General features: G+C 63.3%; 17 protein-coding genes and 3 tRNA genes. 14 read left to right on the top strand and 6 right to left on the bottom strand.

Annotated features, from left to right (window positions below):
• Positions 1 to 157: 157 nt before the first annotated feature.
• A tRNA-Leu gene (locus ABCW42_RS13365) sits at positions 158 to 239 on the bottom strand.
• Positions 240 to 409: 170 nt separating this feature from the next.
• Positions 410 to 883 (bottom strand): thioredoxin-dependent thiol peroxidase, encoded by a 474-nt coding sequence (gene bcp, locus ABCW42_RS13360; protein ID WP_423181689.1) that lies wholly within the window; start codon positions 881 to 883, stop codon positions 410 to 412.
• 119 nt (positions 884 to 1,002) lie between these two features.
• Between bcp and ABCW42_RS13355 the strand changes: the two genes are divergently transcribed.
• Complete coding sequence (locus tag ABCW42_RS13355; protein ID WP_423184891.1) at positions 1,003 to 1,491, top strand: MarR family winged helix-turn-helix transcriptional regulator; 489 nt, start codon at positions 1,003 to 1,005, stop codon at positions 1,489 to 1,491.
• Between the two features lie 206 nt (positions 1,492 to 1,697).
• On the opposite strand, the gene ABCW42_RS13350 is transcribed toward ABCW42_RS13355, so the two are convergent.
• From ABCW42_RS13350 to ABCW42_RS13340, 3 genes are all read right to left on the bottom strand, one after another.
• Positions 1,698 to 1,773, bottom strand: a tRNA-Lys gene (locus tag ABCW42_RS13350).
• Positions 1,774 to 1,842: 69 nt separating this feature from the next.
• Positions 1,843 to 1,918, bottom strand: a tRNA-Lys gene (locus ABCW42_RS13345).
• A 296-nt stretch (positions 1,919 to 2,214) separates the two neighbouring features.
• The gene (locus ABCW42_RS13340; RefSeq protein WP_423181688.1) at positions 2,215 to 3,237 is read right to left on the bottom strand and encodes a hypothetical protein; all 1,023 of its coding nucleotides are present in this window, start codon (positions 3,235 to 3,237) and stop codon (positions 2,215 to 2,217) included.
• Positions 3,238 to 3,459: 222 nt separating this feature from the next.
• Here ABCW42_RS13340 and ilvD point away from each other — a divergent pair, with 222 nt between their 5' ends.
• The 12 genes from ilvD to ABCW42_RS13280 all read left to right on the top strand — a co-directional run bounded on the left by ilvD (position 3,460) and on the right by ABCW42_RS13280 (position 20,757).
• Complete coding sequence (gene ilvD, locus ABCW42_RS13335; protein ID WP_423181687.1) at positions 3,460 to 5,181, top strand: dihydroxy-acid dehydratase; 1,722 nt, start codon at positions 3,460 to 3,462, stop codon at positions 5,179 to 5,181.
• A gap of 360 nt (positions 5,182 to 5,541) precedes the next feature.
• Positions 5,542 to 7,443 carry an acetolactate synthase large subunit gene (locus ABCW42_RS13330; protein WP_423181686.1) on the top strand — a complete coding sequence of 634 codons (1,902 nt, stop codon included), beginning with the start codon at positions 5,542 to 5,544 and terminating at the stop codon, positions 7,441 to 7,443.
• A 3-nt stretch (positions 7,444 to 7,446) separates the two neighbouring features.
• Positions 7,447 to 7,959, top strand: coding sequence for an acetolactate synthase small subunit (gene ilvN / locus ABCW42_RS13325; protein ID WP_423181685.1), 513 nt, complete (start codon positions 7,447 to 7,449; stop codon positions 7,957 to 7,959).
• A gap of 92 nt (positions 7,960 to 8,051) precedes the next feature.
• The gene (gene ilvC / locus ABCW42_RS13320) at positions 8,052 to 9,077 is read left to right on the top strand and encodes a ketol-acid reductoisomerase (protein ID WP_133204417.1); all 1,026 of its coding nucleotides are present in this window, start codon (positions 8,052 to 8,054) and stop codon (positions 9,075 to 9,077) included.
• A gap of 192 nt (positions 9,078 to 9,269) precedes the next feature.
• On the top strand, positions 9,270 to 10,865 hold the full coding sequence (serA, locus tag ABCW42_RS13315; RefSeq protein WP_423181684.1) for a phosphoglycerate dehydrogenase: 1,596 nt from the start codon (positions 9,270 to 9,272) through the stop codon (positions 10,863 to 10,865).
• Between the two features lie 210 nt (positions 10,866 to 11,075).
• Positions 11,076 to 13,880: an ABC transporter permease gene (locus ABCW42_RS13310; RefSeq protein WP_423181683.1), complete on the top strand. Its 2,805-nt coding sequence runs from the start codon at positions 11,076 to 11,078 to the stop codon at positions 13,878 to 13,880.
• The gene (locus ABCW42_RS13305; protein WP_423181682.1) at positions 13,877 to 14,632 is read left to right on the top strand and encodes an ABC transporter ATP-binding protein; all 756 of its coding nucleotides are present in this window, start codon (positions 13,877 to 13,879) and stop codon (positions 14,630 to 14,632) included. Before ABCW42_RS13310 ends, ABCW42_RS13305 begins: the two co-directional genes overlap by 4 nt.
• A gap of 77 nt (positions 14,633 to 14,709) precedes the next feature.
• Complete coding sequence (gene metG, locus ABCW42_RS13300) at positions 14,710 to 16,269, top strand: methionine--tRNA ligase (RefSeq protein ID WP_423181681.1); 1,560 nt, start codon at positions 14,710 to 14,712, stop codon at positions 16,267 to 16,269.
• A gap of 947 nt (positions 16,270 to 17,216) precedes the next feature.
• A complete protein-coding gene (locus ABCW42_RS13295) occupies positions 17,217 to 17,519 on the top strand; it encodes a hypothetical protein (RefSeq protein WP_423181680.1) in 303 nt (100 codons plus the stop codon).
• A 72-nt stretch (positions 17,520 to 17,591) separates the two neighbouring features.
• A complete protein-coding gene (locus tag ABCW42_RS13290) occupies positions 17,592 to 18,377 on the top strand; it encodes a sortase domain-bontaining protein (protein WP_423181679.1) in 786 nt (261 codons plus the stop codon).
• An 87-nt stretch (positions 18,378 to 18,464) separates the two neighbouring features.
• Entirely contained in the window at positions 18,465 to 19,529 is a 1,065-nt protein-coding gene (locus ABCW42_RS13285) for a 3-isopropylmalate dehydrogenase (protein ID WP_423181678.1), read from the top strand.
• Between the two features lie 115 nt (positions 19,530 to 19,644).
• On the top strand, positions 19,645 to 20,757 hold the full coding sequence (locus ABCW42_RS13280; RefSeq protein ID WP_423181677.1) for a branched-chain amino acid aminotransferase: 1,113 nt from the start codon (positions 19,645 to 19,647) through the stop codon (positions 20,755 to 20,757).
• Between the two features lie 144 nt (positions 20,758 to 20,901).
• On the opposite strand, the gene ABCW42_RS13275 is transcribed toward ABCW42_RS13280, so the two are convergent.
• Positions 20,902 to 21,564 (bottom strand): SGNH/GDSL hydrolase family protein, encoded by a 663-nt coding sequence (locus ABCW42_RS13275; protein WP_423181676.1) that lies wholly within the window; start codon positions 21,562 to 21,564, stop codon positions 20,902 to 20,904.
• A gap of 122 nt (positions 21,565 to 21,686) precedes the next feature.
• Between ABCW42_RS13275 and ABCW42_RS13270 the strand changes: the two genes are divergently transcribed.
• Positions 21,687 to 22,469: an MBL fold metallo-hydrolase gene (locus ABCW42_RS13270; RefSeq protein ID WP_423181675.1), complete on the top strand. Its 783-nt coding sequence runs from the start codon at positions 21,687 to 21,689 to the stop codon at positions 22,467 to 22,469.
• Positions 22,470 to 22,485: the final 16 nt, after the last annotated feature.

The following is a 22,485-nucleotide window of genomic DNA, read 5'->3' as shown; positions in this document are numbered from 1 at the left end:
TCGGCGAAGCTTGCTGCTTACCACTCTTGTCCCCTCAAGGCAGTTCGGACGGGTTGGGGCCCGTGGCAGCCGGACCGCAGTCCAGTCTAGTTCAGGGCCCTGAGTCCAGGCTGAAAACGTGAAGTGCCCCGGTCCGGGGACCGGGGCACTTCCGATGTGCGCAAGGGGGGACTTGAACCCCCACGCCCGAAGGCACAGGAACCTAAATCCTGCGTGTCTGCCAATTTCACCACTCGCGCCGGGCTGGTATCGGGGGCTCGATCGTGCGTCCCGCGTATACCGGCCTCCATTCTACCCGTGCGCCGCCGTGCCCCAGACCATCCCCGCCCCAAGGAGTTTGTGTACACCTAACACCCGTTAAAAACGCCGTTGAGGGGTGTTACATGTACACAAACTCCCGGAGGAGGGGTTACTTGTCCAGCTTGAGGTCGCGGCGGAGTTTCGCGACGTGTCCGGTGGCCCGCACGTTGTACTGGGCCAGGGCGACCTTCCCGTCGGGGTCCACCACGATGGTCGACCTGATCAGACCCTCGTAGGTCCGGCCGTAGTTCTTCTTTTCGCCCCAGGCCGCGTAGGCGTCGGCAACCTGGTGTCCTTCATCGGACAACAAGGGAAAAGTGAGTGATTCTTCGACGACGAACTTCGCCAGGTCTTCCACCGGGTCCGGGGATACCCCGATCACTTCGTAGCCTGCAGCCTGCAGGCTTGCCAGCGAATCACGGAAGTCGCAGGCTTGTTTCGCACACGCCGGAGTGGATGCTGCCGGATAGAAGTAGACCACCGTGCTGCGGCCACGATACGACGCCAAGCTGACGTCGTGCCCAGTGTGGTCTTTGAGGGTGAAATCCGGGGCGGTATCGCCCGCGGCAAGCCGTTCAGCCATGATGCGCTCCTTGCTAACATTCGCGACCACCAAGCTTAGTGACACGTGGCTTGCTTCACGAATCTGCGCCTGGGGCATCGACGAGCCGTGTGACCGATATACTGGCCCTTATGCCCGATATGGAACGCTGGCCCACCGGGCGTCTGCTCTCCACTGCGGCGCGCCTTGTGGAGCACGCATGGAACGAGAAACTCCGAGGCATGGGTCTGACCCATGCCGGGGTCATTGTCATGGAAGTACTCGCCGTCAAGGGACCCACCACCCAGACGATGCTCGCCCAGATTGTTCAGGTTCAAGCCCAGACGATGGGCAAGACCCTTGCGAGGTTGGAAGTCCACGGACACATCAGCCGCACGCGCAGCCTCTCCGACCGCCGAAGCCAGGTAGTGAGCCTGACTGAAGAGGGAGAGCGCACGCTGGGCCTTGCCAGCCGACTCGAGCTCGAAGTGCTTGCGCCTGTTCCGGTGGACACCGGGAAATTGCGCCGCGAACTCCAGGCCTTGGTGCGCGAATTGGCGAACAACCATTCCTCGGATGCCGTGAAGGAAATCGTCGCCGCCGCGGACCCTCGAGTGGCGCCCGCCGACATTTCCCCCTCGGGGTCTTAGCTTCCATTCGCCGCACTTGCCGCGGCGCCCCACCTGTTGCGGAGGCGCGCAGGTCCCGACGGCGGTGCTCCCGCTGCAACGGTTCCGTCCCGACGGCGGGTGGCTGGCGCCGTCGTCGGTCACTTCGCCCGCCGCGCAAACCCCAGCTTGTTGCGAATGCAAAAAAGATCCCCGGAAGACCATTCAGCCTTCCAGGGATCTTCCCTTGGTGCACCCCCCGGGACTTGAACCCGGAACCCATTGATTAAGAGTCAATTGCTCTGCCAATTGAGCTAGAGGTGCAATTGTTTGTTGTTCGCAACGCAAAGAAATAACCCTTGAGCAGCCGAAGCCGTTCAAGGGCCCTTCCCTTGGTGCACCCCCCGGGACTTGAACCCGGAACCCATTGATTAAGAGTCAATTGCTCTGCCAATTGAGCTAGAGGTGCGTTCGTTGATGGCGATCTCGGTAGGCTTTTCTTCCTCGTTGATCTCCGCAACGACATGTAACTCTACACGACACTTGCCGAAGTGTGAAATCGATACGGAGTGCGTTCCCGCGCCTCTGGGAAGGGCGTTAAAAGCAGCGCGAAATCGGGGTTTTGATTGTTGCTCAGCAGCCACAAAGCGCGGCGCGGTGTCCGCGCGACACCTGTGAAGTGTGCCACGTTTGTCCGGTTTGTTCATCGGCGGGCCCGGAGAACGCTCCGGGATCCCGCCTTCGCCTGTTTAGCGGCCGAGCCGTTCAGCGGCGGCTTCTCCGGGGTGGCCGGAAGCCGGCGGCCTCGGCATGGGCGCTTGAAATAAACCACACCCCGGCCTGGATCTCGTCGTAGGCCGGGCTGTCCTCATCGTGGTAGATCATGGTGTCCACGTTGCCTTTGACCGTGTAGCCTTCGGGTCCGCTGCCATCCGCTCCGGCAGCCGCTGAACCCTCACCGTATGGCTTGTCCGCGGCGAGATGGCCGCCCAGGGACGCGGCCTGACCGCCCCCGGTTGCCGTTTCGTCCGTCTCCGCCGCTGCGGTTTCCGCGCCGGGAAGCGTCGGGGCGTGCGGCTCGGTGTACTCGCGGTGGTGGACTGGCGCCGCGGGAGCACTCCCTTCGCTCCACGTGGCTTCCCATTCGGCGCTGTCCGCCTGCTGCGCTGTGCTTGCAGGAGACGGAGTGTTCGCAGGAGATGCGGCGTCGGTCGCAGAAACGGTGCCGGCCGGAGTCACCGCGCTTCCGGAGGGGCCGGAGTCTGCGGCGGTGACGTCGTCGGCAGTGACCCCTCCTTCGGGCTCCGGTTCGGGCCAGGAGGAAGCGGCGGATTCGGGAACGCTTTCGGACAGGACTGGTTCGGCGAGCTTGGGCTCTTCGATGACGGGTTCTTCACGGACCATTCCGGCAAGTGGTTCCTCTGCGGGCGCTACCGTTCCGGAATCCGCGGCTGCGTCGGGCCCCTCCCAATCGTCGACGTCGAATCCGTCCTGTTGCGGTGTGCCCTTCGGCTCGGCCTGGGGTTCGACCTGCGGTTCCGCTTCCGCTGCTTTTTGGGTAGGACGCGTTTCGTCGAGGGGTTGTTCGGAAGGGACTGCCGTTCCCAGCAGGGGAGCGGAGCCCGTCAAGGCTGCGGTAGTGGAGTCCATTTGCGGGGATGCGGCGGTTGGCGACGGAGATGGCGGGGTGGTGCCTGCTCGCGATGTTTTCGCGTTATTGCGGCTCAAGAGCCACCATGCAATCGCGACGATCAACACAATAACGATGGCCCAGATCAACCAATCCATGGAGGAGCCCTTCTGTTCGAGTGGCGCAGTTGTCGTAATTTGACGTTACGTGCGTGTCAGGGGGCTGTCTAGCTTTGTCAATGGCGGCCTGGCGGCAATGTGTTTCGCGAAGCGGAACGGATCTTCGGCCTGCGAATGAAACATTGACGGAAAATGGCCGAATTTGCATTAATTCTGCGGGCATGCTCGTTAGCTGGAGCCAAGCGCCATAGACTCATGCCCATGAGTGACCACACCACAAGTGCGACTGACAGCAAGCCTGACATCAAGCCACGGAGCCGGGTTGTAACGGACGGTATACACGCCGCCCCGGCGCGCGGAATGTTCCGGGCAGTAGGCATGGGCGACGACGACTTCGCAAAGCCCCAAATCGGCGTCGCGAGTTCGTGGAACGAAATCACGCCCTGCAACCTTTCCCTCAACCGACTTGCCCAAGGAGCTAAGGAAGGCGTTCACGCCGGTGGCGGTTTCCCGATGCAATTCGGAACAATTTCCGTTTCCGACGGTATTTCGATGGGACACGAGGGCATGCACTTTTCGCTCGTTTCCCGCGAAGTCATTGCCGACTCCGTCGAAACGGTCATGCAAGCCGAACGCATCGACGGATCAGTCCTGCTCGCCGGTTGTGACAAATCCCTTCCGGGAATGCTGATGGCGGCTGCGCGCCTCGACCTCGCCAGCGTCTTCCTCTACGCAGGCTCCATCATGCCGGGTTGGGTCAAGCTCGAGGACGGCTCCGAGAAGGAGGTCACCCTCATTGATGCGTTCGAAGCCGTGGGCGCGTGTGCTGCCGGCAAGATGAGCCGCGAGGACCTGGACCGGATCGAAAAAGCGATCTGTCCGGGCGAGGGTGCGTGCGGCGGCATGTACACGGCCAACACCATGGCGTGCATTGGGGAAGCCCTTGGCATGTCCCTGCCGGGTTCGGCGGCGCCACCGTCGGCAGACCGCCGTCGTGATGATTTTGCACGCAAGTCCGGCGAAGCCGTGGTCAACCTGCTCCGCCTCGGCATCACGGCGCGGGACATCATGACCAAGAAGGCCTTCGAAAACGCCATCGCGGTCACCATGGCCTTCGGCGGTTCCACCAACGCCGTCCTCCACTTGCTAGCGATCGCCCGCGAGGCGAACGTCGAATTGACCTTGGACGACTTCAACCGAGTCGGCGACAAGATCCCGCACCTCGGCGACCTCAAGCCTTTCGGCCGCTACGTGATGACCGACGTCGACAAGATCGGCGGCGTGCCGGTCATCATGCGAGCACTGCTCGACGCCGGACTGCTGCACGGTGATTGCCTCACCGTAACCGGCAAGACCCTTGCCGAGAACCTGGCCGCCATCAACCCGCCGGACCTCGACGGCAAGATCCTGCGCGCCCTTGACAACCCGATCCACAAGACCGGCGGCATCACCATCCTGCACGGTTCCATGGCGCCGGAAGGTGCCGTGGTCAAGAGCGCCGGTTTCGACGCCGATGTGTTTGAAGGCACAGCCCGCGTTTTCGAGCGCGAACAAGGTGCCCTCGATGCGCTTGACAACGGTGAGATCAAGGCCGGCGACGTCGTAGTAATCCGCTACGAAGGGCCGAAGGGCGGGCCTGGAATGCGGGAGATGCTCGCCATCACCGGTGCCATCAAGGGTGCCGGCCTCGGCAAGGACGTCCTGCTCTTGACGGACGGCCGCTTCTCGGGGGGCACTACCGGCCTCTGCATTGGTCACGTTGCGCCGGAAGCGGTCGACGGCGGTCCGATCGCCTTCGTGAAGGACGGGGACCGCATCCGAGTGGATATTGCCGCCCGTTCGTTCGACCTCCTCGTGGACGAAGCGGAGCTCGAGTCGCGCAAGCAAGGCTGGGAGCCCCTTCCGGCGAAGTTCACCAAGGGTGTGCTTGCCAAATACGCCAAGCTGGTGCATAGCGCATCCACTGGCGCATACTGCGGCTGATTCCCGCGCCGGCGAGGCGGCCGTGAGGTCGCCTCGCCGGTTCGTTGTGCCCAGCTTGTGGACAGTGGAGTCCACATACTGAGATCGGGGGTGGGGCGTTTGACACCTATCTCACAAAGAGGGAACACTGAACGCATGATCGCATTCGTTACTGTCGGCGCCAACGTGGGCACTGTCGTCCTTACCAAGCGCGTGGCTTCCTAGCCTCGACCCGGTAACGAACCGTCACGCGCAACCCCTCGAAGAGCCGGAAGGCTGAGGGGTTTTTTTATTTCCCCCCGGGAGATGGCGCAATCAGCAAGAACAAGAAGCACCTAGCAGTAACTTTCACTAACTGAAGATCCCCAAAGGAAGAGTCCGATGAGCAAAGGATCGCCGATCAGCCCCTCGCTGATGGCTGCAAAGTCCGCTGGAGCACACAAAGCTCCGGAAAAGGTCGACCGTCCGGCTGACGCCGTCGTCGACAATGCTGCAACTCTCTCTCCTGTACTCGGGCCGAACAACGTTGTACCCCCAACGGTGATGACCGGCTCGGAAGCTATTGTCCGCTCGCTCGAAGAACTCGGCGTCGACGATATTTTTGGTTTGCCCGGTGGCGCGATCCTCCCCACCTACGACCCCTTGATGGCCTCCAAGATGAATCACGTCCTGGTCCGTCACGAACAGGGAGCCGGCCACGCAGCCCAAGGCTACGCCATGGTTACCGGACGGGTGGGCGTCTGCATCGCCACATCCGGTCCTGGAGCCACCAACCTCGTTACCGCCATCATGGATGCCCACATGGACTCCGTGCCGCTTGTGGCCATCACCGGCCAGGTATCGGCCTCCGTCATCGGTACGGACGCCTTCCAGGAAGCGGACATCGTCGGCATCACCATGCCGATCACCAAGCACTCCTTCCTGGTGACGGACCCCAACGATATTCCGCATGTCATGGCGGAGGCTTTCCACCTCGCCAGCACCGGTCGCCCGGGTCCCGTGCTTGTCGACATCGCAAAGAACGCGCAGCAAGGCACCATGACCTTCTCCTGGCCGCCGAAGATCGACCTGCCAGGCTACCGCCCGGTAGTCCGCGGCCACAACAAGCAGGTCCGTGAGGCCGCCCGGCTGATCGCGGCAGCAAGCAAGCCCGTCCTGTACGTGGGCGGCGGCGTGGTCAAGGGCCACGCGTCGGCTGAACTGCGGGAACTGGCTGAACTGACCGGCGCGCCCGTGGTGACCACCCTCATGGCCCGCGGCGCATTCCCGGATTCGCACCCCCAGCACGTTGGGATGCCCGGCATGCACGGAACCGTGTCCGCGGTCACTGCCCTGCAGCAGGCCGACCTGCTGGTCACCCTCGGCGCTCGTTTCGACGACCGCGTGACCGGCGTTTTGAGCACCTTCGCTCCACATGCCAAGATCATCCACGCTGACATCGACCCCGCCGAGATTTCCAAGAACCGCATCGCGGATGTTCCGATCGTCGGCTCCGTCAAGGAGATCATTCCGGAACTGACCGAAGCGGTCAGGGCTGCGTTCGAACAGTCCGGGACTCCGGACCTCGACGCTTGGTGGGCGTTCCTCAAGAACCTCCGCGAGACGTACCCCTTGGGCTGGACGGAACCGGAAGACGGACTCAGCGCTCCGCAGCGCGTTATTGAACGCATCGGCAAGCTCACTGGTCCGGAGGGCGTCTACGTTGCCGGCGTCGGCCAGCACCAGATGTGGGCTGCCCAATTCATCAAGTACGAGCGTCCGCACGCCTGGCTGAATTCGGGCGGCGCCGGAACCATGGGCTACGCCGTGCCGGCCGCCATGGGTGCCAAGGTCGGCGCACCGGACCGTGTGGTCTGGGCGATCGACGGCGACGGCTGCTTCCAGATGACCAACCAGGAACTGGCAACCTGCGCGATCAACAACATCCCCATCAAGGTTGCCATCATCAACAACTCCTCGCTGGGCATGGTGCGCCAGTGGCAGACCCTCTTCTATGAGGGCCGCTACTCCAACACCGACCTCAACACCGGCCACGACACCATCCGGATCCCGGACTTCGTCAAGCTGGCAGATGCCTACGGCTGTGCAGCCTTGCGCTGCGAGCGGGACGAAGACATCGACGCCACCATCCAGAAAGCCCTGGAGATCAATGACCGCCCCGTGGTCATCGATTTTGTGGTCAGCCCGAACTCCATGGTGTGGCCGATGGTCCCCGCCGGTGTTTCGAACGACCAGATCCAGGTTGCCCGCAACATGACCCCGGAATGGGAAGAGGAGGACTAAGCCATGAGCCGCCACACACTGTCCGTTCTGGTCGAAGACAAGCCCGGCGTGTTGACCCGCGTGGCCAGCCTCTTCGCCCGGCGCGCGTTCAACATCAACTCCCTGGCCGTCGGCCCCACGGAGGTCGCGGGTATCTCCCGCATGACCGTCGTCGTCGACGCCGATGGCGACCTCATCGAGCAGGTCACCAAGCAGCTCAATAAACTGGTCAATGTCATCAAGATTGTTGAGCTGACCTCAGAATCTTCCGTGCAACGTGACCACATCCTGGTCAAGGTACGTGCGGATGCCTCGACACGCCTGCAGGTCACCCAAGCCGCAGACTTGTTCCGTGCCTCGGTGGTCGACGTTTCCACAGATTCGTTGGTCATTGAAGCAACCGGTACTCCGGAAAAGCTCGCAGCACTGCTTTCAGTGCTGGAGCCCTTCGGCATCCGCGAAATTGTGCAGTCCGGCACCTTGGCCGTCGGGCGCGGATCCCGCTCCATGAGTGACAGGGCGCTTCGCTCCGCCTAAGCCATGGCTTCGGCCTTGGCTTGGCGGCGCCGCGTCCGCTACCGCAGCACCAAAGACACCATCTACAAAACCACTCAAGAGGAGTTACGCAAGTGACTGAAATGTTCTACGACGACGATGCAGACCTGTCGATCATCCAGGGCCGCAAGGTTGCCATCGTCGGCTACGGTTCCCAGGGACACGCCCACGCGCTGAACCTTCGCGATTCCGGCGTCGAGGTCGTCATCGCGCTCAAGGAAGGCTCGAAGTCGATCGCCAAGGCGCAGGACGCCGGCTTCACGGTGAAGAACGTTGCCGACGCCGCCGAATGGGCCGACGTCATCATGATCCTCGCGCCGGACCAGCACCAGCGCTCGATCTACAACGACTCGATCAAGGACAAGCTGACGGCCGGCAAGGCCCTCGCCTTCGCCCACGGCTTCAACATCCGCTTCGGCTACATCGAGGCACCGGAAGGCGTTGACGTCATCCTCGTCGCCCCGAAGGCTCCGGGCCACACCGTGCGCCGCGAGTTCGAAGCCGGCCGTGGCATCCCGGACATCATCGCCGTCGAGCAGGACGCTTCCGGTTCGGCTTGGGAGCTGGCAAAGTCCTACGCCAAGGCCATCGGCGGCACCCGCGCAGGCGTCATCAAGACCACCTTCACCGAAGAGACCGAAACCGACCTCTTCGGCGAGCAGGCTGTCCTTTGCGGTGGCGTTTCCCAGCTCATCCAGTACGGCTTCGAAACCCTGACCGAAGCCGGCTACCAGCCGCAGATCGCCTACTTCGAGGTGCTCCACGAGCTCAAGCTCATCGTTGACCTCATGTGGGAAGGCGGCATCGCCAAGCAGCGCTGGAGCGTTTCCGACACCGCGGAGTACGGCGACTACGTTTCCGGCCCGCGCGTCATCGACCCGCGCGTCAAGGAGAACATGGCGGGCGTCCTTGCCGACATCCAGTCCGGTGCATTCGCCAAGCGCTTCATCGACGACCAGGACAACGGCGCCGTCGAGTTCAAGGAACTGCGTGCCAAGGCAGAGCAGCACCCGATCGAGGCCGTCGGCCGCGAACTGCGCTCGCTCTTCTCCTGGAAGCAGCAGGACGAGGACTACGTGGATGGCTCCGCGGCCCGCTAAGCCCCTTCACCCAGGGATCTTTGCGGTACGGCAGTTGCCGTAGCAATTAAACAAAGAACGCCGTTCGGGATAGGCTCGAAAAGAAGCCGCCCGGCATGGAGGCCGGACCCGGTATACCGGGTCCGGCCTTCGTCGTAACGGAATCGTTTCACCAAAACCCCACCTGAAAAAAGAGAGCTAAAGAGGTCACCGGTGACTAGCACCAAGCCAGTAGTACTCCTCGCCGAGGAACTTTCGCCCGCCACGATCGAGGCCCTTGGTCCGGATTTCGAGATCCGCCAAACCGACGGTGCGGACCGTTCCCAGCTGCTCTCCGCAATTGTCGACGTCGACGCCATCCTGGTGCGTTCAGCTACCCAGGTTGACGCGGAAGCAATAGCCGCAGCCAAGAACCTCAAGATCATTGCCCGCGCGGGCGTCGGCCTCGACAACGTGGACATCAAGGCCGCGACCCAGGCCGGTGTCATGGTGGTCAACGCACCGACGTCGAACATCGTCTCCGCGGCCGAACTGACGGTCGGCCACATCCTTAGCCTTGCCCGCCACATCCCGCAGGCGAGCTCCGCCCTCAAGGGTGGCGAATGGAAGCGCTCGAAGTACACGGGCATCGAGCTCTTCGAGAAGAAGATCGGCATCATCGGCCTTGGCCGCATCGGAGCCCTTGTGGCTGCCCGTTTGCAGGGCTTCGAGACCGAGATCCTGGCGTACGACCCCTACATCACCTCGGCCCGGGCAGCGCAGCTCGGCGTCAAGCTCGTCACCTTGGACGAACTGCTGGAGAAGTCCGACTTCATCACCATCCACATGCCCAAGACCCCCGAAACGGTCGGCATGCTGGGCGCGGACGCCTTCAAGAAGATGAAGGAAACGGCGTACGTGGTCAACGTTGCACGGGGTGGACTGATTGACGAAGCGGCTCTCCACGAGGCGCTCCAGGATGGCCAGATCGCCGGTGCCGGCATCGACGTCTTCGTCAAGGAACCGAGCACCGAACTCCCGTTCTTCGGCCTGGACAACGTCATCGTCACGCCCCACTTGGGCGCTTCCACTGATGAAGCCCAGGAAAAGGCCGGCGTCTCCGTCGCGAAGTCCGTGCGGCTCGCACTTGCCGGGGAACTCGTGCCGGACGCGGTCAACGTTGCCGGCGGCGTCATCGCCTCCGACGTACGGCCGGGCATCCCGCTGATCGAAAAGCTGGGTCGCATCTTCACCGCGTTGACCCATGCATCGTTGACGCAGATCGACGTCGAAGTTGCCGGCGAAATCTCCACTTTGGACGTCAAGGTCCTTGAGCTTGCGGCTTTGAAGGGCGTGTTCGCCGACGTCGTCACCGAGCAGGTTTCCTACGTCAACGCTCCCGTGATCGCCGAGCAGCGTGGAATCAACACCCGCTTGATCACCACCTCCGAAGCAGAGGACTACCGGAACGTCCTGACCATCCGCGGCGCATTGAGCGACGGCTCGCAGATTTCGGTGGCCGGCACGCTCACTGGACCCAAGCAGGTCCAGAAGCTGGTCGGCGTCAACGGCTACGACGTCGAAATTCCGATCAGCGAACACCTCGTGGTGGTTTCCTACGCGGACCGTCCCGGCGTCATTGGCACCATTGGCCACATCCTCGGCATGAACAACATCAACATCGGCGGCATGCAGGTTGCCCGCCAGAGCGAAGGCGGCCAGGTTCTCGCGCTGCTGACGATCGATAGCTCTGTGCCCCAGCAGGTGCTCGAGGCCATCAAGGCCGGCATCGGGGCCGAGATGGTCCGGGAAGTGGACCTGGAGGACTAGCCTCTCTCCGCGTTCGCGATAGCAAAATGTGCCCGGGTTCACATCGGACACAGATAGTTGGCCGGTCTGCCTACAATGGCTTGGTCCGAAAATCGGATCCGGCGGCAGGCCGGCCAATACCTTTTACACACGCCCGGTGGATTCCTTTTGCCTTGCATGGATCCAGGGAGAGCTGTGTGCACGCCCGCAATCCAGGACTCAGGGAGCCCTATGAACGCCGTCCAGAGGTTCATCAGAAGCCGTGTGCTGCTGCTGACCGCGGCCATTTTGATCGTCGCCATGTGCTTGTCCGTATTCATCCAGACCCAATCGCAGGCTGCGCTCAACCGGACGGTGGATGAAAATTCACGCGGTTTGTACGACATCCTTGTGCAGGCCAAGTCGGCCAATTCCAAGGACGGCGGCGCACTCATCCAGCCGGACATCGCTACGGGCCAAGGCGGGATCAGCTTCCAACAGCTTGAAAAGATCCGTGGACTCGACGGCACTTCGGTCGCCGCACCGATCAGCCTCGTTTCGCGCGTCACCCAGAACCTGGAGACGCCCCGGCTCGACGCAATGGACTACCTGGGCTACAACGCCGGCCTTGCCGGCGGGGCAACTGCGGGAGACCCGACCGGAACGGACGCCAAGAACTGGCCGGCTCCGGAATCGGTCCTTTCCGACCAACCCAAGAAATACCGGCTGACGGCAACCGCCGTGAGTTCGGACGGAGTCTCCGACCACACCCTGTTCACCACCAGCGCCGAGGGCACCCTGGGCAAGGGAAAGGTTGTCGAGCAACAGACGGCTGGCGGCAAGAGCATCCAGATCACCGGTCCCGCGGGGGAGACCGGCATCAAGTTCCCGGCACCGGCGGGCGGTTCCGAGCACAATCTGTTCAACCTTTCAGTGGCGCTGCCGATGGCTCCCCAAGTAACCGAGTCCGTGGTCGCCGTCGACCCCACCGCCGAACGCGCCCTCCTCGGCTCGGCGGGAGACTTCCTGGCGCCTTTGCAGAAGGCGCCACCTGCCGATGCCCGTAATGCAGGGGCGATCGGACGCTACTTCGAGCAGCTCTTTGCCAAGAGCCCCACACAGCAGGAACTCGAGGACGGCCCGGACTTCCTTGGCGTGAAGCTCAAGTATTGGGCGCCGCTTATGACCCAGTACCAGCAGGCCAAGCTCGCGGGGCAGCTCACCGATTCATCGCAGGCGATTCCGCTGATTGTCCGCCAGGGCACGTCACTTGACCTCAAGTACTCGGTGAAGATCGAGGAAATCGACGATTCGGGCAAGGTCGTCAAGGACGTAGGCACGGTCTCGCGTTCCTTGGACAAGGACTACCTGCCATTCGTTTCACGGTCGCCGTTCGCGCTCGAATGGCCCGGGTCCACGGACCACAGCCAATTGCTCGGGAACACCGGCAACTTCAGCCAGGGCCTGTATCAGCCGGCGCAGTGGACCACGGACTTCGCCGCCGCGCCTAAGTACAAGGACGGCGACACTTCCGCCAACGGCTCGGTGCAAAAATCCGCCACCCCCGGCGACTGGGTGACGGTTAACAAGTTGCCCGAGAAGTCTGCCTTCGGGGCAATCGTGGACCAGGCCCAGCGCACGCCAGTGCAGGAACGCTCCTACCGTGACAACCTCGCGACCGGCTCCAAGCCGGCCACTCCCTTGCCTATGGTCTATGGGACATTCGACCCGGCCCAGATCCAGAAGGCCGCGGGCGATGTCAACAAACTGCCCTTGGGTGGCTACGATCCTGCTCCGATGACGCTTGAGAAGGATGGCTCGGGCAACAGCACCGCCGCCGAAGTCCTCAAGCCGTCGTTGAGCGCCACCGGCCTCGTCAGCCAGTCCGCAGGCGCAATTACCGACTACTACGGTTTGGCTGCGGCCCGCGGCTACACCTCCAACGCCGACGTGATCGACGCCGTCCGCGTCCGCGCCAGCGCTCCGGGCAACTGGAAGCAGGCTCAACCGGAGGTGGACAAGTTGGCTGCCGAGATCCGCGATATGGGGCTTGAGGCGACCGTCGTGGCCGGGTCCGCGCGCGAAGACGCCAACATTTTCGTCCCGGGTTACTCGAAGGACGACGCCGGCAAGGAAGCCGCGCTGGGCACCGTCCAGCAGTCGTGGGTACGGCAGGACGCAGCCGACGCCGTTTCGGGTTCCTTGACGAGCACCAACATCACTTTGTTGTTCCTGACGCTGTGCGGGGCCACCTTGCTGACCGGTGCATCCACGGTGAGCTACATCCGGCAACGCCGCAGCGAAGCAGGCATCCTGCGGGCCATGGGGTGGAACCAGAAAAAGATACGCAGCTGGGTCCTTGAGGAATTCGGCATAGGGGCGGCGATTATCGCCGTGGCGGGCATCGCGTTGAGCCTCTTGAGCTGGAACCTCGCGACAGCCATTGTTTCCGCCTCCGTGCTGCTCATCTATTTCGCTGCCGCTTTCTTCGCCGCCCAGCAATTGCGGCACCGGGATGTGGTGGACCAGGAACCGCAACACGATGAACGACTCATCGCCATCGACTCGCCCCTCACGTTCGCTTACCGCCAATTGGCAACAAACCGTTTCAACTCGATTGCGCTGGCTATTGCGGTCGGAGTGTTCGGCACCGCAGTCGGTGCCCTGATCGCCCTGCTGATCGACATTCCGCGGGCGGCTGGAGCGAGCGCACTCAGCGGACTTGCCGCCGCTTCCATTGCCCTGCCGAGCGTGGTCCTCGCGATCGGCGGAGTGTTCGTCGGGCTGGTGTTGACCTTGGTGACCGGGCGCTTCGAACTCCACGCCAAGCGTGAACAAATCGGCACGCTCCGGGCCATGGGCTGGAACCCGGACATGCTGGGCCAGGTCCGGTTCTTCGAAAATGCCCTCGTGGGCGCCGTCGCGCTGGTCCTCGCCATCCTTGGCGCCCTGGGCCTTGGCCTCCTCCTCGCCCCGTATGCCGCCTTGTGGGCAGCCCTGGCCGGCTTTGTGGCTGTACTTTGCTGGATTCCCATCGCAACGAAAGTGGTCAAATGACTGACAATCTCAACCCCGAGCTGACTACGACGACGGAATCCACCGATGAGTCGCAGCTGACCCGTGCCAACACGATCGTGAAGGCCGAGGACCACGCGAGGCCCTTGCAATTGAGCAACATCACCATCCGGTACGGTGGCGACAGGGGCGGCGCCGAGCCGGTCACCGTCGTCGAGGACTTCAACCTCACGCTGCACGCCGGTGAGATGCACTGCATCGCCGGCCGAAGCGGATCGGGCAAGACCAGCATCCTGACGGTGGGCGCGGGACTCACGTTCCCGACGTCGGGCCGGGTGCTCTGGGAAGGCGACTCGCTTGAACAGATGGGCGACGACGAAATCGCCGACCGCCGTCGCGCGCTGATCGGTTATGTGGACCAGGGCGGTGCCTTGATTGACGGCATGAGCGCCTTGGAAAACGTGCTGCTGCCAGCGGTTCCCGACGGCGAAGTCGAACAGCGGACGGAAATGGCCAAGGACCTTCTGGACCTCGTGGGACTGGGGCGCCGCATGCGCCATCGTCCCGCGCAGTTGTCCGGTGGGGAACGCCAGCGCGTCGCGATCGCCCGCGCACTCATCCTGGGCACCCGGGTCCTTGTGGTGGACGAGCCCACGGCGAGCCTTGACCGGGCTTCGGCCAACCGCATCATCAGCATCCTCAAGGACACCACCAACGACGGCATTGCGGTACTTGTGGCGTCGCACGATCATGAGCTTGTCCGGCTCAGCGATACGCTGACTGAACTGAACTAGCAACCGATGCCATCGGGGCCGGCCGTCGATTTCGGCCGGTCCCGTCTTCCATCTCCAAGAGAAGGTAACTTCGTAGAGTGACGTCTCCAGAAAAAACCCCGTTCTACATCACTACGGCCATCACGTACCCCAACGGCGAACCGCATATCGGCCACGCCTACGAGTACATCGCCACTGACGCGATGGCCCGCTTCAAGCGCCTTGACGGCTTCGATGTGATGTTCCTGACCGGTACGGACGAGCACGGCATGAAGATCGCCCAGGCTGCCGACAAGGAAGGCATCACGCCGAAGGAACTCGTGGACCGGAACGCCGAAATCTACAAGGCCGCCCACGCCGCTTTGGGGATTTCGTACGACCGCTTCATCCGCACCACCGACGCCGACCACTATGCTGCCTCGCAGGCCATCTGGAAGAAGATGGAAGCCAACGGCGATATCTACCTGTCCAAGTACGAGGGCTGGTATTCGGTGCGCGACGAGGCGTACTACACGGAAGACGAGACCGTGGTGAAGGACGACGGGGTCCGCTACTCGGTCGGTACGGACACCGAAGTGACCTGGACAGCAGAGGAGAGCTACTTCTTCCGCCTCTCCGCGTACCAGGACAAGTTGCTGGCCCTGTACGAATCCCAGCCGGAGTTCGGGGCGCCGAACTACCGTTTCAACGAAGTCATCAGCTTCGTCAAGCAAGGACTGCAGGACCTGTCCATCAGCCGCACCACGTTCGACTGGGGAGTCCCGGTTCCCGGCAACGACAAGCACGTGATGTACGTGTGGGTCGACGCCCTGACAAACTACCTGACCGGCGTCGGCTACCCGGACGTCGAGTCGGAGCGCTTCAACAAGTTCTGGCCCGCGGACGTCCACGTCATCGGCAAGGACATTTCCCGCTTCCACGCCATCTTCTGGCCCGCATTCCTCATGAGCGCAGGCCTTGAGCTGCCCAAGCGCGTCATGATCCACGGCTTCCTGACGAACAACGGCGTCAAGATGTCCAAGTCCCTGGGCAACGTGGTTGCTCCGCAGGACTTCGTGGAGCAATACGGCCTGGACCAAGTGAGGTTCTTCTTCCTGCGTGAGGTGCCGTTCGGTGCGGACGGCAGCTACAACCACGAGGCCATCGTGGGCCGGATGAACGCGGATCTGGCCAACAACTTCGGCAACCTCGCTCAACGTTCGTTGTCCATGGTGGCCAAGAACTGCGAAGGCAAAGTTCCGGTTCCGGGCGGATTCACGGCCGAGGACTCCGCGTTGCTGGCGCAGGCTTCCGGCCTCCTTGATGCCGCACGCGCAGCTTTTGAGAAGCAGGAATTCAGCCGTGCCCTTGAGGCGATCTGGTCCGTGCTGGGTGACACCAACGCGTACTTCGCCGAGCAGGCACCGTGGGTCCTGCGCAAGACCGACGTCGAGCGCATGAACACGGTTTTGTACGTCACGCTGGAGGTAGTCCGCACGGTGGCGATCCTCGCCCAGCCGGTCATGCCGACGTCGGCCGCCAAGTTGCTGGACGCATTGGGGCAGATGGAGGGCGAGGCGCGCCAGTTCACCGCCCTGGCCACGCCGATTGCCGCCGACACGCAGCTCCCGGCACCAGTGCCGGTTTTCCCGCGTTACGAGGAGCCCGCCGAGTCCTAGGCGCTCGCTTCGAGTTGCGTTTTCAAGCGCTCCCTCACCTGGCCGGACCTGGCCGAGTGGGGGAGCGTTTTTGTTCCCGTCCTATGGCTGCGTGCCTTCGGGGACAACGTCGACAGCTCGTTGTGTTTCCAAGTGGTCTCTTCGTGCGGGCGAGTGGGGGCCGGCCCGGTGCAGGTAGCGGCCAGGACAAGACGCGCTGGAACCTGTACCTAAACGCGTACACTCCACTCGCGTTAATCAGGAGGCAAAAACCTAGCCTGAAAAGCAAGCGAATTGATGGCACTTTCTGGGGAGTAACTGTCAAGATTCATCTCGCTGCTTGAGGTCCACCGCACTTATTCCTACTTGGTCTCATAGATGGTTACTCCGCAAAGTCCGGTCAATTCGAACCTGATTTGCCGGGAGGAACCGAAATGAAAAGAACTATTGCGACCGTGGGGGTCGTGGGTCTGGGGTTGCTGGGTGCCGCCGTGTCGGCCAACGCAGCAACAACAGACAAGATCACGATCTGCCATGCAACTCATTCAGCGACGAACCCGTACGTGGAATTGACCATTAAACTCAGTACATTGTCCGGGCATGCAGGGGATGCTAACGACATTATTCCCGCAAACTCCGGCAATATTCTGCCCAATGGCCAGAACTTGACTCCGGAAAACATCGCAATCCTCAACTCAGGGTGCAAGCTTGCAGACCCGCCTGTGGTTAGCCCGCCGGCGACTACACCGCCGGTTAGCCCGCCCGCGACTACGCCGCCGGTTGACCCGCCGGCGACCACGCCGCCGGTTGACCCGCCGGCGACCACCCCGCCGGTTGACCCGCCGGCGACCACCCCGCCGGTCGACCCGCCCGCGACCACCCCGCCGGTCGACCCGCCCGCGACCACCCCGCCGGTTGACTCGCCGGCGAGCACCCCGCCCGCGACCACGCCGCCAGTGGATCAGTCGGTGCCCGTGACATCCGTGGTTCCACCGGCCGCGGCGCCAGCGCCCGAGGCCGCCGCACCTGCGGCCGCGCCGGTGCCCGTATCGGCACCGGTCGCCGCTACTCCTGCCGCAGCCGGTGGGGCGCCCGCTGTTTCGCCTACCGCCCCGGTAACCAATGTGGGCTACAACGTCCAGACAGCCGTCGGTGCGCGGCCGGACGCCGGTATCCCGGCTTGGCTTGCCGGCCTGACTGGGCTCTTCGGCGCAGTTGCCGCCTTCGTGATTTCGAAGAGCGGCATGCGGGCCCGGAAGGCCCACCGCTAGGCAGACCCGGCTGGGTGCCGCACGCGAATGTTCGGCACCCAGCCACTTGCTTCACAATCTCCAGGAGTGATCATGGCCAGTCACCGCTCCACGCGTAAGCCCCGTGCACGTGGCATCGGCGGCGTCCTGATCAGTCCCAGGGACCTTCTCGTGTTGGCGATCTGCGCGGGTGGCCTGCTCGTGTCCTGGGTGGTCTATGGCGTTTCAGGCTCCGGCAGTCCACCCGCGTTCGGCGCGGGCCAGACGGCGGGGGCATCGATCGGTGCGGCGGTCCCTTCGGCTTTCCCGGCGAGTTCAACGGCGGACGCCGTTGCCGGGACCCGGACGCCGTCATCGCCGGCTCCTTCGGACAAGCCCTCAGCGATCCACGAGGCTTTGGGCGCACCTTCCGCGCCGGGAATCTCGTTGCCGGCCGCGTCGGCTCCGGTGAGGATTACTTATCCGGCGGCCAACCTTGACGTGGCGATACACCCGCTGCAGCCAGACCCGGCTGCAGCGAGCGGGGACGGCATTGAGCCGCCGGAGACCATGGACGGATATTGGCTCAGTACGTTTGGCACCCCGGGTGCTGGATCGACGAACACCACCTACGTGATCGGGCACAGTTGGGAAGGACTTGATGCTCCGTTCAACCATCTCAGTTCGGCAGCAGCCACCGGAGATGATCTCAAGGTGGTTACGGCAACGGGAACGATGACCTACAAAGTCGAGTCCGTCACCACCTACACAAAATCGAATTTGAAGGACAGTCCTATCTGGAACGCGGTAGCCAACCGTTTGGTGATCATCAGTTGCTACACGCAGGACCTGTGGGGCAAGAATGTTGCAGTGGTTGCTTCACCGGTTCCCGGCGGATAACGCACCAGAAGGCCGGGAACGGGCGACAGCTGTTCGAATGGCGAGACGATTTTGACCAGCATGTGGATGCCTTGGCACCCTGAAAGCATGAGCGCAACACACCCCTCCGCAACGATCAACCTGGCCGTCATCCCCGGTGACGGCATTGGCCCCGAAGTCATCGCCGAAGCCCTCAAGGTCTTGGAAAAGGTTGTCGCCGAGGAAGGCGTTGCCCTCGAGCAGACCGAGTACAAGCTCGGGGCCCAGCACTGGCTCGAGACGGGAGAGACTCTTCCGGACGAAGTCCTGGAGGACCTGCGCACCCGGGACGCCATCCTGTTCGGCGCGGTTGGAGCTGCCCCCGGCGATACCCGCATCCCTTCGGGCATCATTGAACGCGAGATGCTGCTCAAGCTCCGCTTCAGCCTGGACCACTTCGTGAACCTGCGGCCGTCCCGGCTGTACGGCACCGTCGGCAGCCCCTTGGCCAGCCCGGGCGAGATCGATTTCATCGTGGTCCGCGAAGGAACCGAAGGCCCCTATGTGGGCAACGGCGGAACCCTGCGTGGAGGCACTCCGCACGAAGTCGCAACGGAAGTTTCGCTCAACACGGCCCACGGCGTCGAACGCGTCGTCCGGGACGCCTTCCGGCGCGCAAGCCAGCGGCCCCGCAAGCACGTGACCCTGGTCCACAAGCACAACGTCCTGGTTTTCGCCGGCCACCTGTGGAAGCGCACGGTTGAAGCCGTAGCCAAGGAATTCCCCGAGGTCACCCACGACTACCTGCACATTGACGCGGCCACGATCTTCATGGTGACCGACCCCTCGCGCTTCGACGTGATTGTCACCGACAACCTGTTCGGCGACATCATCACGGACCTCGCCGCAGCCGTCACCGGTGGCATCGGCCTGGCTGCTTCCGGAAACATCAACATGGACCGCACTGCTCCATCCATGTTCGAACCGGTCCACGGTTCCGCTCCGGACATCGCCGGCCAGCAGAAGGCGGATCCAACCGCCGCCATTCTGTCCGCTGCGCTCCTGCTTGACCACCTTGGCTACTCGAACGCGGCCCGCAGGATCGAAACAGCGGTGGTGGCAGACATTGAAAGCCGGACCGGCGAAACCCGCAAGACGGCTGCCATTGGCGACGCCATCGCGGCCGCACTTTAGTTCCCCTACTCGGGCGTAAGCTTTACTTGGATTATTTACCTGCTGCCGTGGTCCGTCGCTGAACCATATCCTCCAAGAGAAGGTTCGCTCTGACAGGTAGCCGACTGGAGGAAACATGACTCAGACTGCCCACGGCGTCGAATTCAGCCAGCAACTCTCGGAGAACCCGAAGTCTGCTGAGGAGCGTGCAGAAATCCTGGCAAACCCGGGATTTGGCGACTACTTCACCGACAACACCGTCATCGTCGACTACAGCGTCGACGCAGAGGGCAAGGGCGGCTGGCACAGCGCCCGGGTCGAGGCTTACGGACCGATTTCCCTGGATCCTTCGGCGGCCGTTTTCCACTACGGCCAGGAAATCTTCGAGGGACTCAAGGCTTACCGCCACGCCGACGGCTCGGTGTGGACGTTCCGTCCCGAGGCGAACGCGGCCCGTTTGAACAAGTCGGCCCGTCGCCTGGCCCTTCCAGAACTCCCGGAGGAGTACTTCCTCGGCGCTATTCGTGAACTCGTCCAGGCGGACAAGGAATGGGTTCCGTCGGGAGACGGCGAGGCCTTGTACTTGCGGCCCTTCATGATTGCCACCGAGGCTTTCCTCGGTGTCCGCGCAGCCCGCGAAGTGTCCTTCCGGGTCATCGCTTCGCCGGCCGGCAACTACTTCGGCGGCGAGCTCAAGCCGGTGTCCATCTGGATTTCCCGCCAATACGCCCGTGCGGGCCGCGGCGGTACGGGCGCTGCCAAGTGCGGCGGCAACTACGCCGCGTCGCTCATTGCCCAGATGGAAGCCGAAGCCAACGGCTGCAAGCAGGTCCTCTTCCTGGACCATTTCAACGACGACGCCGTTGAAGAGCTTGGCGGCATGAACGTCTTCTTCGTCATGAAGGACGGCTCGCTGGTCACTCCGGCGCTCACGGGCACCATCCTCGAAGGAGTGACCCGTTCTTCGGTCATCCAGGTGGCCAAGGACATGGGCCGCGAGGTTTCCGAACGCAAAATCACCCTCGCCGAGTGGCGTGAAGGCGTGGCCAGCGGCGATATCGCAGAGGTCTTCGCGTGCGGCACCGCGGCCGTGATCACGCCTATCGGCGTACTGAAGGACGAGACGGAATTCATCGGTTCCGAGGACGCGAAGGCCGGTGAGACCACCATGGCCATCCGCGAGCAGCTCCTGGGCATCCAGACGGGAAGCATCGAGGACCGGCACGGCTGGCTGACGCGCCTCGCCTAAGTCCCCACCGGCTCCCAAGCCTCGAAAGCTCGGCTCGGGTCCCTCGCCGGCGTGGGTCCTGTCTTGGAGCCCGACGGCGGCCCTCCACTTCGGTGGCCTGGCCGCCGTCGGCGTTTATCCCCGCGGGACGAGCAGCGGGCGCCGCTACTGCGGCAGCGGCCGCTTGATCATCGGTTCCATGAGCGCTTCCATGTGCGCCTGCAGGTAATGCTGTCCCGCGACTGAAGGATGATCGCCGTCAGGGCCGATGAGGTTCGCGACGTCGTCAACGATCCAGCCAAGCTCGATCGGGTCCACGAACTCGGCGCCTGCCTTCAAGGCAGCTGCCTTGTCTTCGTCCCTGATATCGAGGCATTCCTGCTCGGGAGTGCTCCTGTAGGCGGGAGGGCCCACGACGAGGATCGCGGCTCGGGGAGCATGTTCCTTGGCGGCGGCGAATGCCTGCGATGCCGCGAGTTCGGTTTGCCCAGGCGGGGAGCCCATGTCGTTCTCGGAACCAAAGAACAGGACCAATCGGGCATCGGAGGTTACTGACTGGACGACTTGTGATCCGAAGGTCGAGCCGCCGTTGCCGATGCTCACGTATCCGCTTCCGTCCTGCGCGGCGTTGACGATGGTCGCCTGGTACTGCTGGAAGGCGGGATCGTTTTCCACGAGGTTTGGCCAGGCGTCCGCGGGGGAGGTGCCGTGGCCTGTGCTGAGCGAATCGCCGATGATCACCACCGTGGTCCGTGGGGTTGCCGTAGGGGAGGGCAGACCGGTGTCTGTGGAACAAGCACTCAGCACGAGGGCGGCTGCAACTGCCATCGCCGCCCACCAGAGCCGCCTGCGGGCCCCGCAGATTCGCAACATTGAAATCCCCCTACTGCCTGGACCCATGCTACGGGGTTCGGGGTTTCGGGGTTCGGGGCTTATGCAAAGATGGAGTCGTGAGTTCGGTCGATGACGCCTCCTTCGTCAAAAGCAGCACCCTGACCCGGTACCGGCTGGCGCCCAATCCGGGCCCGATGAGCCTCGACGGCACCAATTCGTACGTCATCGGAGCGCCTGGTTCCGCCGGGGTGGTGGTTGTGGATCCCGGTCCGCTCGACGAAACGCACCTTGCCGCGCTGGCCGCGAGCGGCGCCGTCGAACTCGTCCTCATCACGCATCGCCACAAGGACCATACCGAGGCCTCCGTGCGATTCCGGGAACTCACCGGGGCGCCCGTCCGGGCAGCGGACCCTGCACACTGCCACGGCGGCGAACCATTGCGCAACGGCGAGGTCATCCAGGCCGGCGGAGTCCCGATCCGCGTCTTGTCCACTCCCGGGCACACCTCGGATTCGGTCTGTTTCCACCTGCCGGGTGACGGTCCGAGCGGCTCCGTGCTGACCGGCGACACCATCCTCGGCCGCGGCACCACTGTCCTGGATTATCCCGACGGCACCTTGCGCGACTACCTCGCGAGCCTCGACGTCCTTGAGGCACTTGGTCCGGCAACCCTGTTGCCCGCGCACGGACCGGTCCTTCCGGCGGTGGATGCGGTGTGCCGCGAGTACCGTGCCCACCGGGAAATGCGGCTGGACCAGATCCGTGCCGCCCTCTCGCGAATCGGCGCGCAAGCAGACGTCCATGCCGTCACCGACGTGGTGTATCCCGACGTCGACCCTTCCGTGCGGTGGGCCGCGGAAACTTCGGTTGCGGCGCAGTTGGACTACCTCCGCGGCTGACGCGGGCGTGGCGTCC

Origin of the sequence: Arthrobacter sp. NyZ413 (genome assembly GCF_049390645.1) — a bacterium.
GTDB lineage: Bacteria > Actinomycetota > Actinomycetes > Actinomycetales > Micrococcaceae > Arthrobacter.
The sequence above is the reverse complement of the archived record's forward strand: the minus strand, read 5'-3'. Positions and strand labels throughout refer to the sequence as shown.

Coding starts and splice junctions, on each gene's coding strand:
- bcp (WP_423181689.1), bottom strand. CDS start 883: ATGGCTGAACGGCTTGCCGCGGGCGATACCGCCCCGGATTTCACCCTC.
- ABCW42_RS13355 (WP_423184891.1), top strand. CDS start 1,003: ATGGAACGCTGGCCCACCGGGCGTCTGCTCTCCACTGCGGCGCGCCTT.
- ABCW42_RS13340 (WP_423181688.1), bottom strand. CDS start 3,237: ATGGATTGGTTGATCTGGGCCATCGTTATTGTGTTGATCGTCGCGATT.
- ilvD (WP_423181687.1), top strand. CDS start 3,460: ATGAGTGACCACACCACAAGTGCGACTGACAGCAAGCCTGACATCAAG.
- ABCW42_RS13330 (WP_423181686.1), top strand. CDS start 5,542: ATGAGCAAAGGATCGCCGATCAGCCCCTCGCTGATGGCTGCAAAGTCC.
- ilvN (WP_423181685.1), top strand. CDS start 7,447: ATGAGCCGCCACACACTGTCCGTTCTGGTCGAAGACAAGCCCGGCGTG.
- ABCW42_RS13310 (WP_423181683.1), top strand. CDS start 11,076: ATGAACGCCGTCCAGAGGTTCATCAGAAGCCGTGTGCTGCTGCTGACC.
- ABCW42_RS13305 (WP_423181682.1), top strand. CDS start 13,877: ATGACTGACAATCTCAACCCCGAGCTGACTACGACGACGGAATCCACC.
- ABCW42_RS13290 (WP_423181679.1), top strand. CDS start 17,592: ATGGCCAGTCACCGCTCCACGCGTAAGCCCCGTGCACGTGGCATCGGC.
- ABCW42_RS13285 (WP_423181678.1), top strand. CDS start 18,465: ATGAGCGCAACACACCCCTCCGCAACGATCAACCTGGCCGTCATCCCC.
- ABCW42_RS13280 (WP_423181677.1), top strand. CDS start 19,645: ATGACTCAGACTGCCCACGGCGTCGAATTCAGCCAGCAACTCTCGGAG.
- ABCW42_RS13275 (WP_423181676.1), bottom strand. CDS start 21,564: ATGGCAGTTGCAGCCGCCCTCGTGCTGAGTGCTTGTTCCACAGACACC.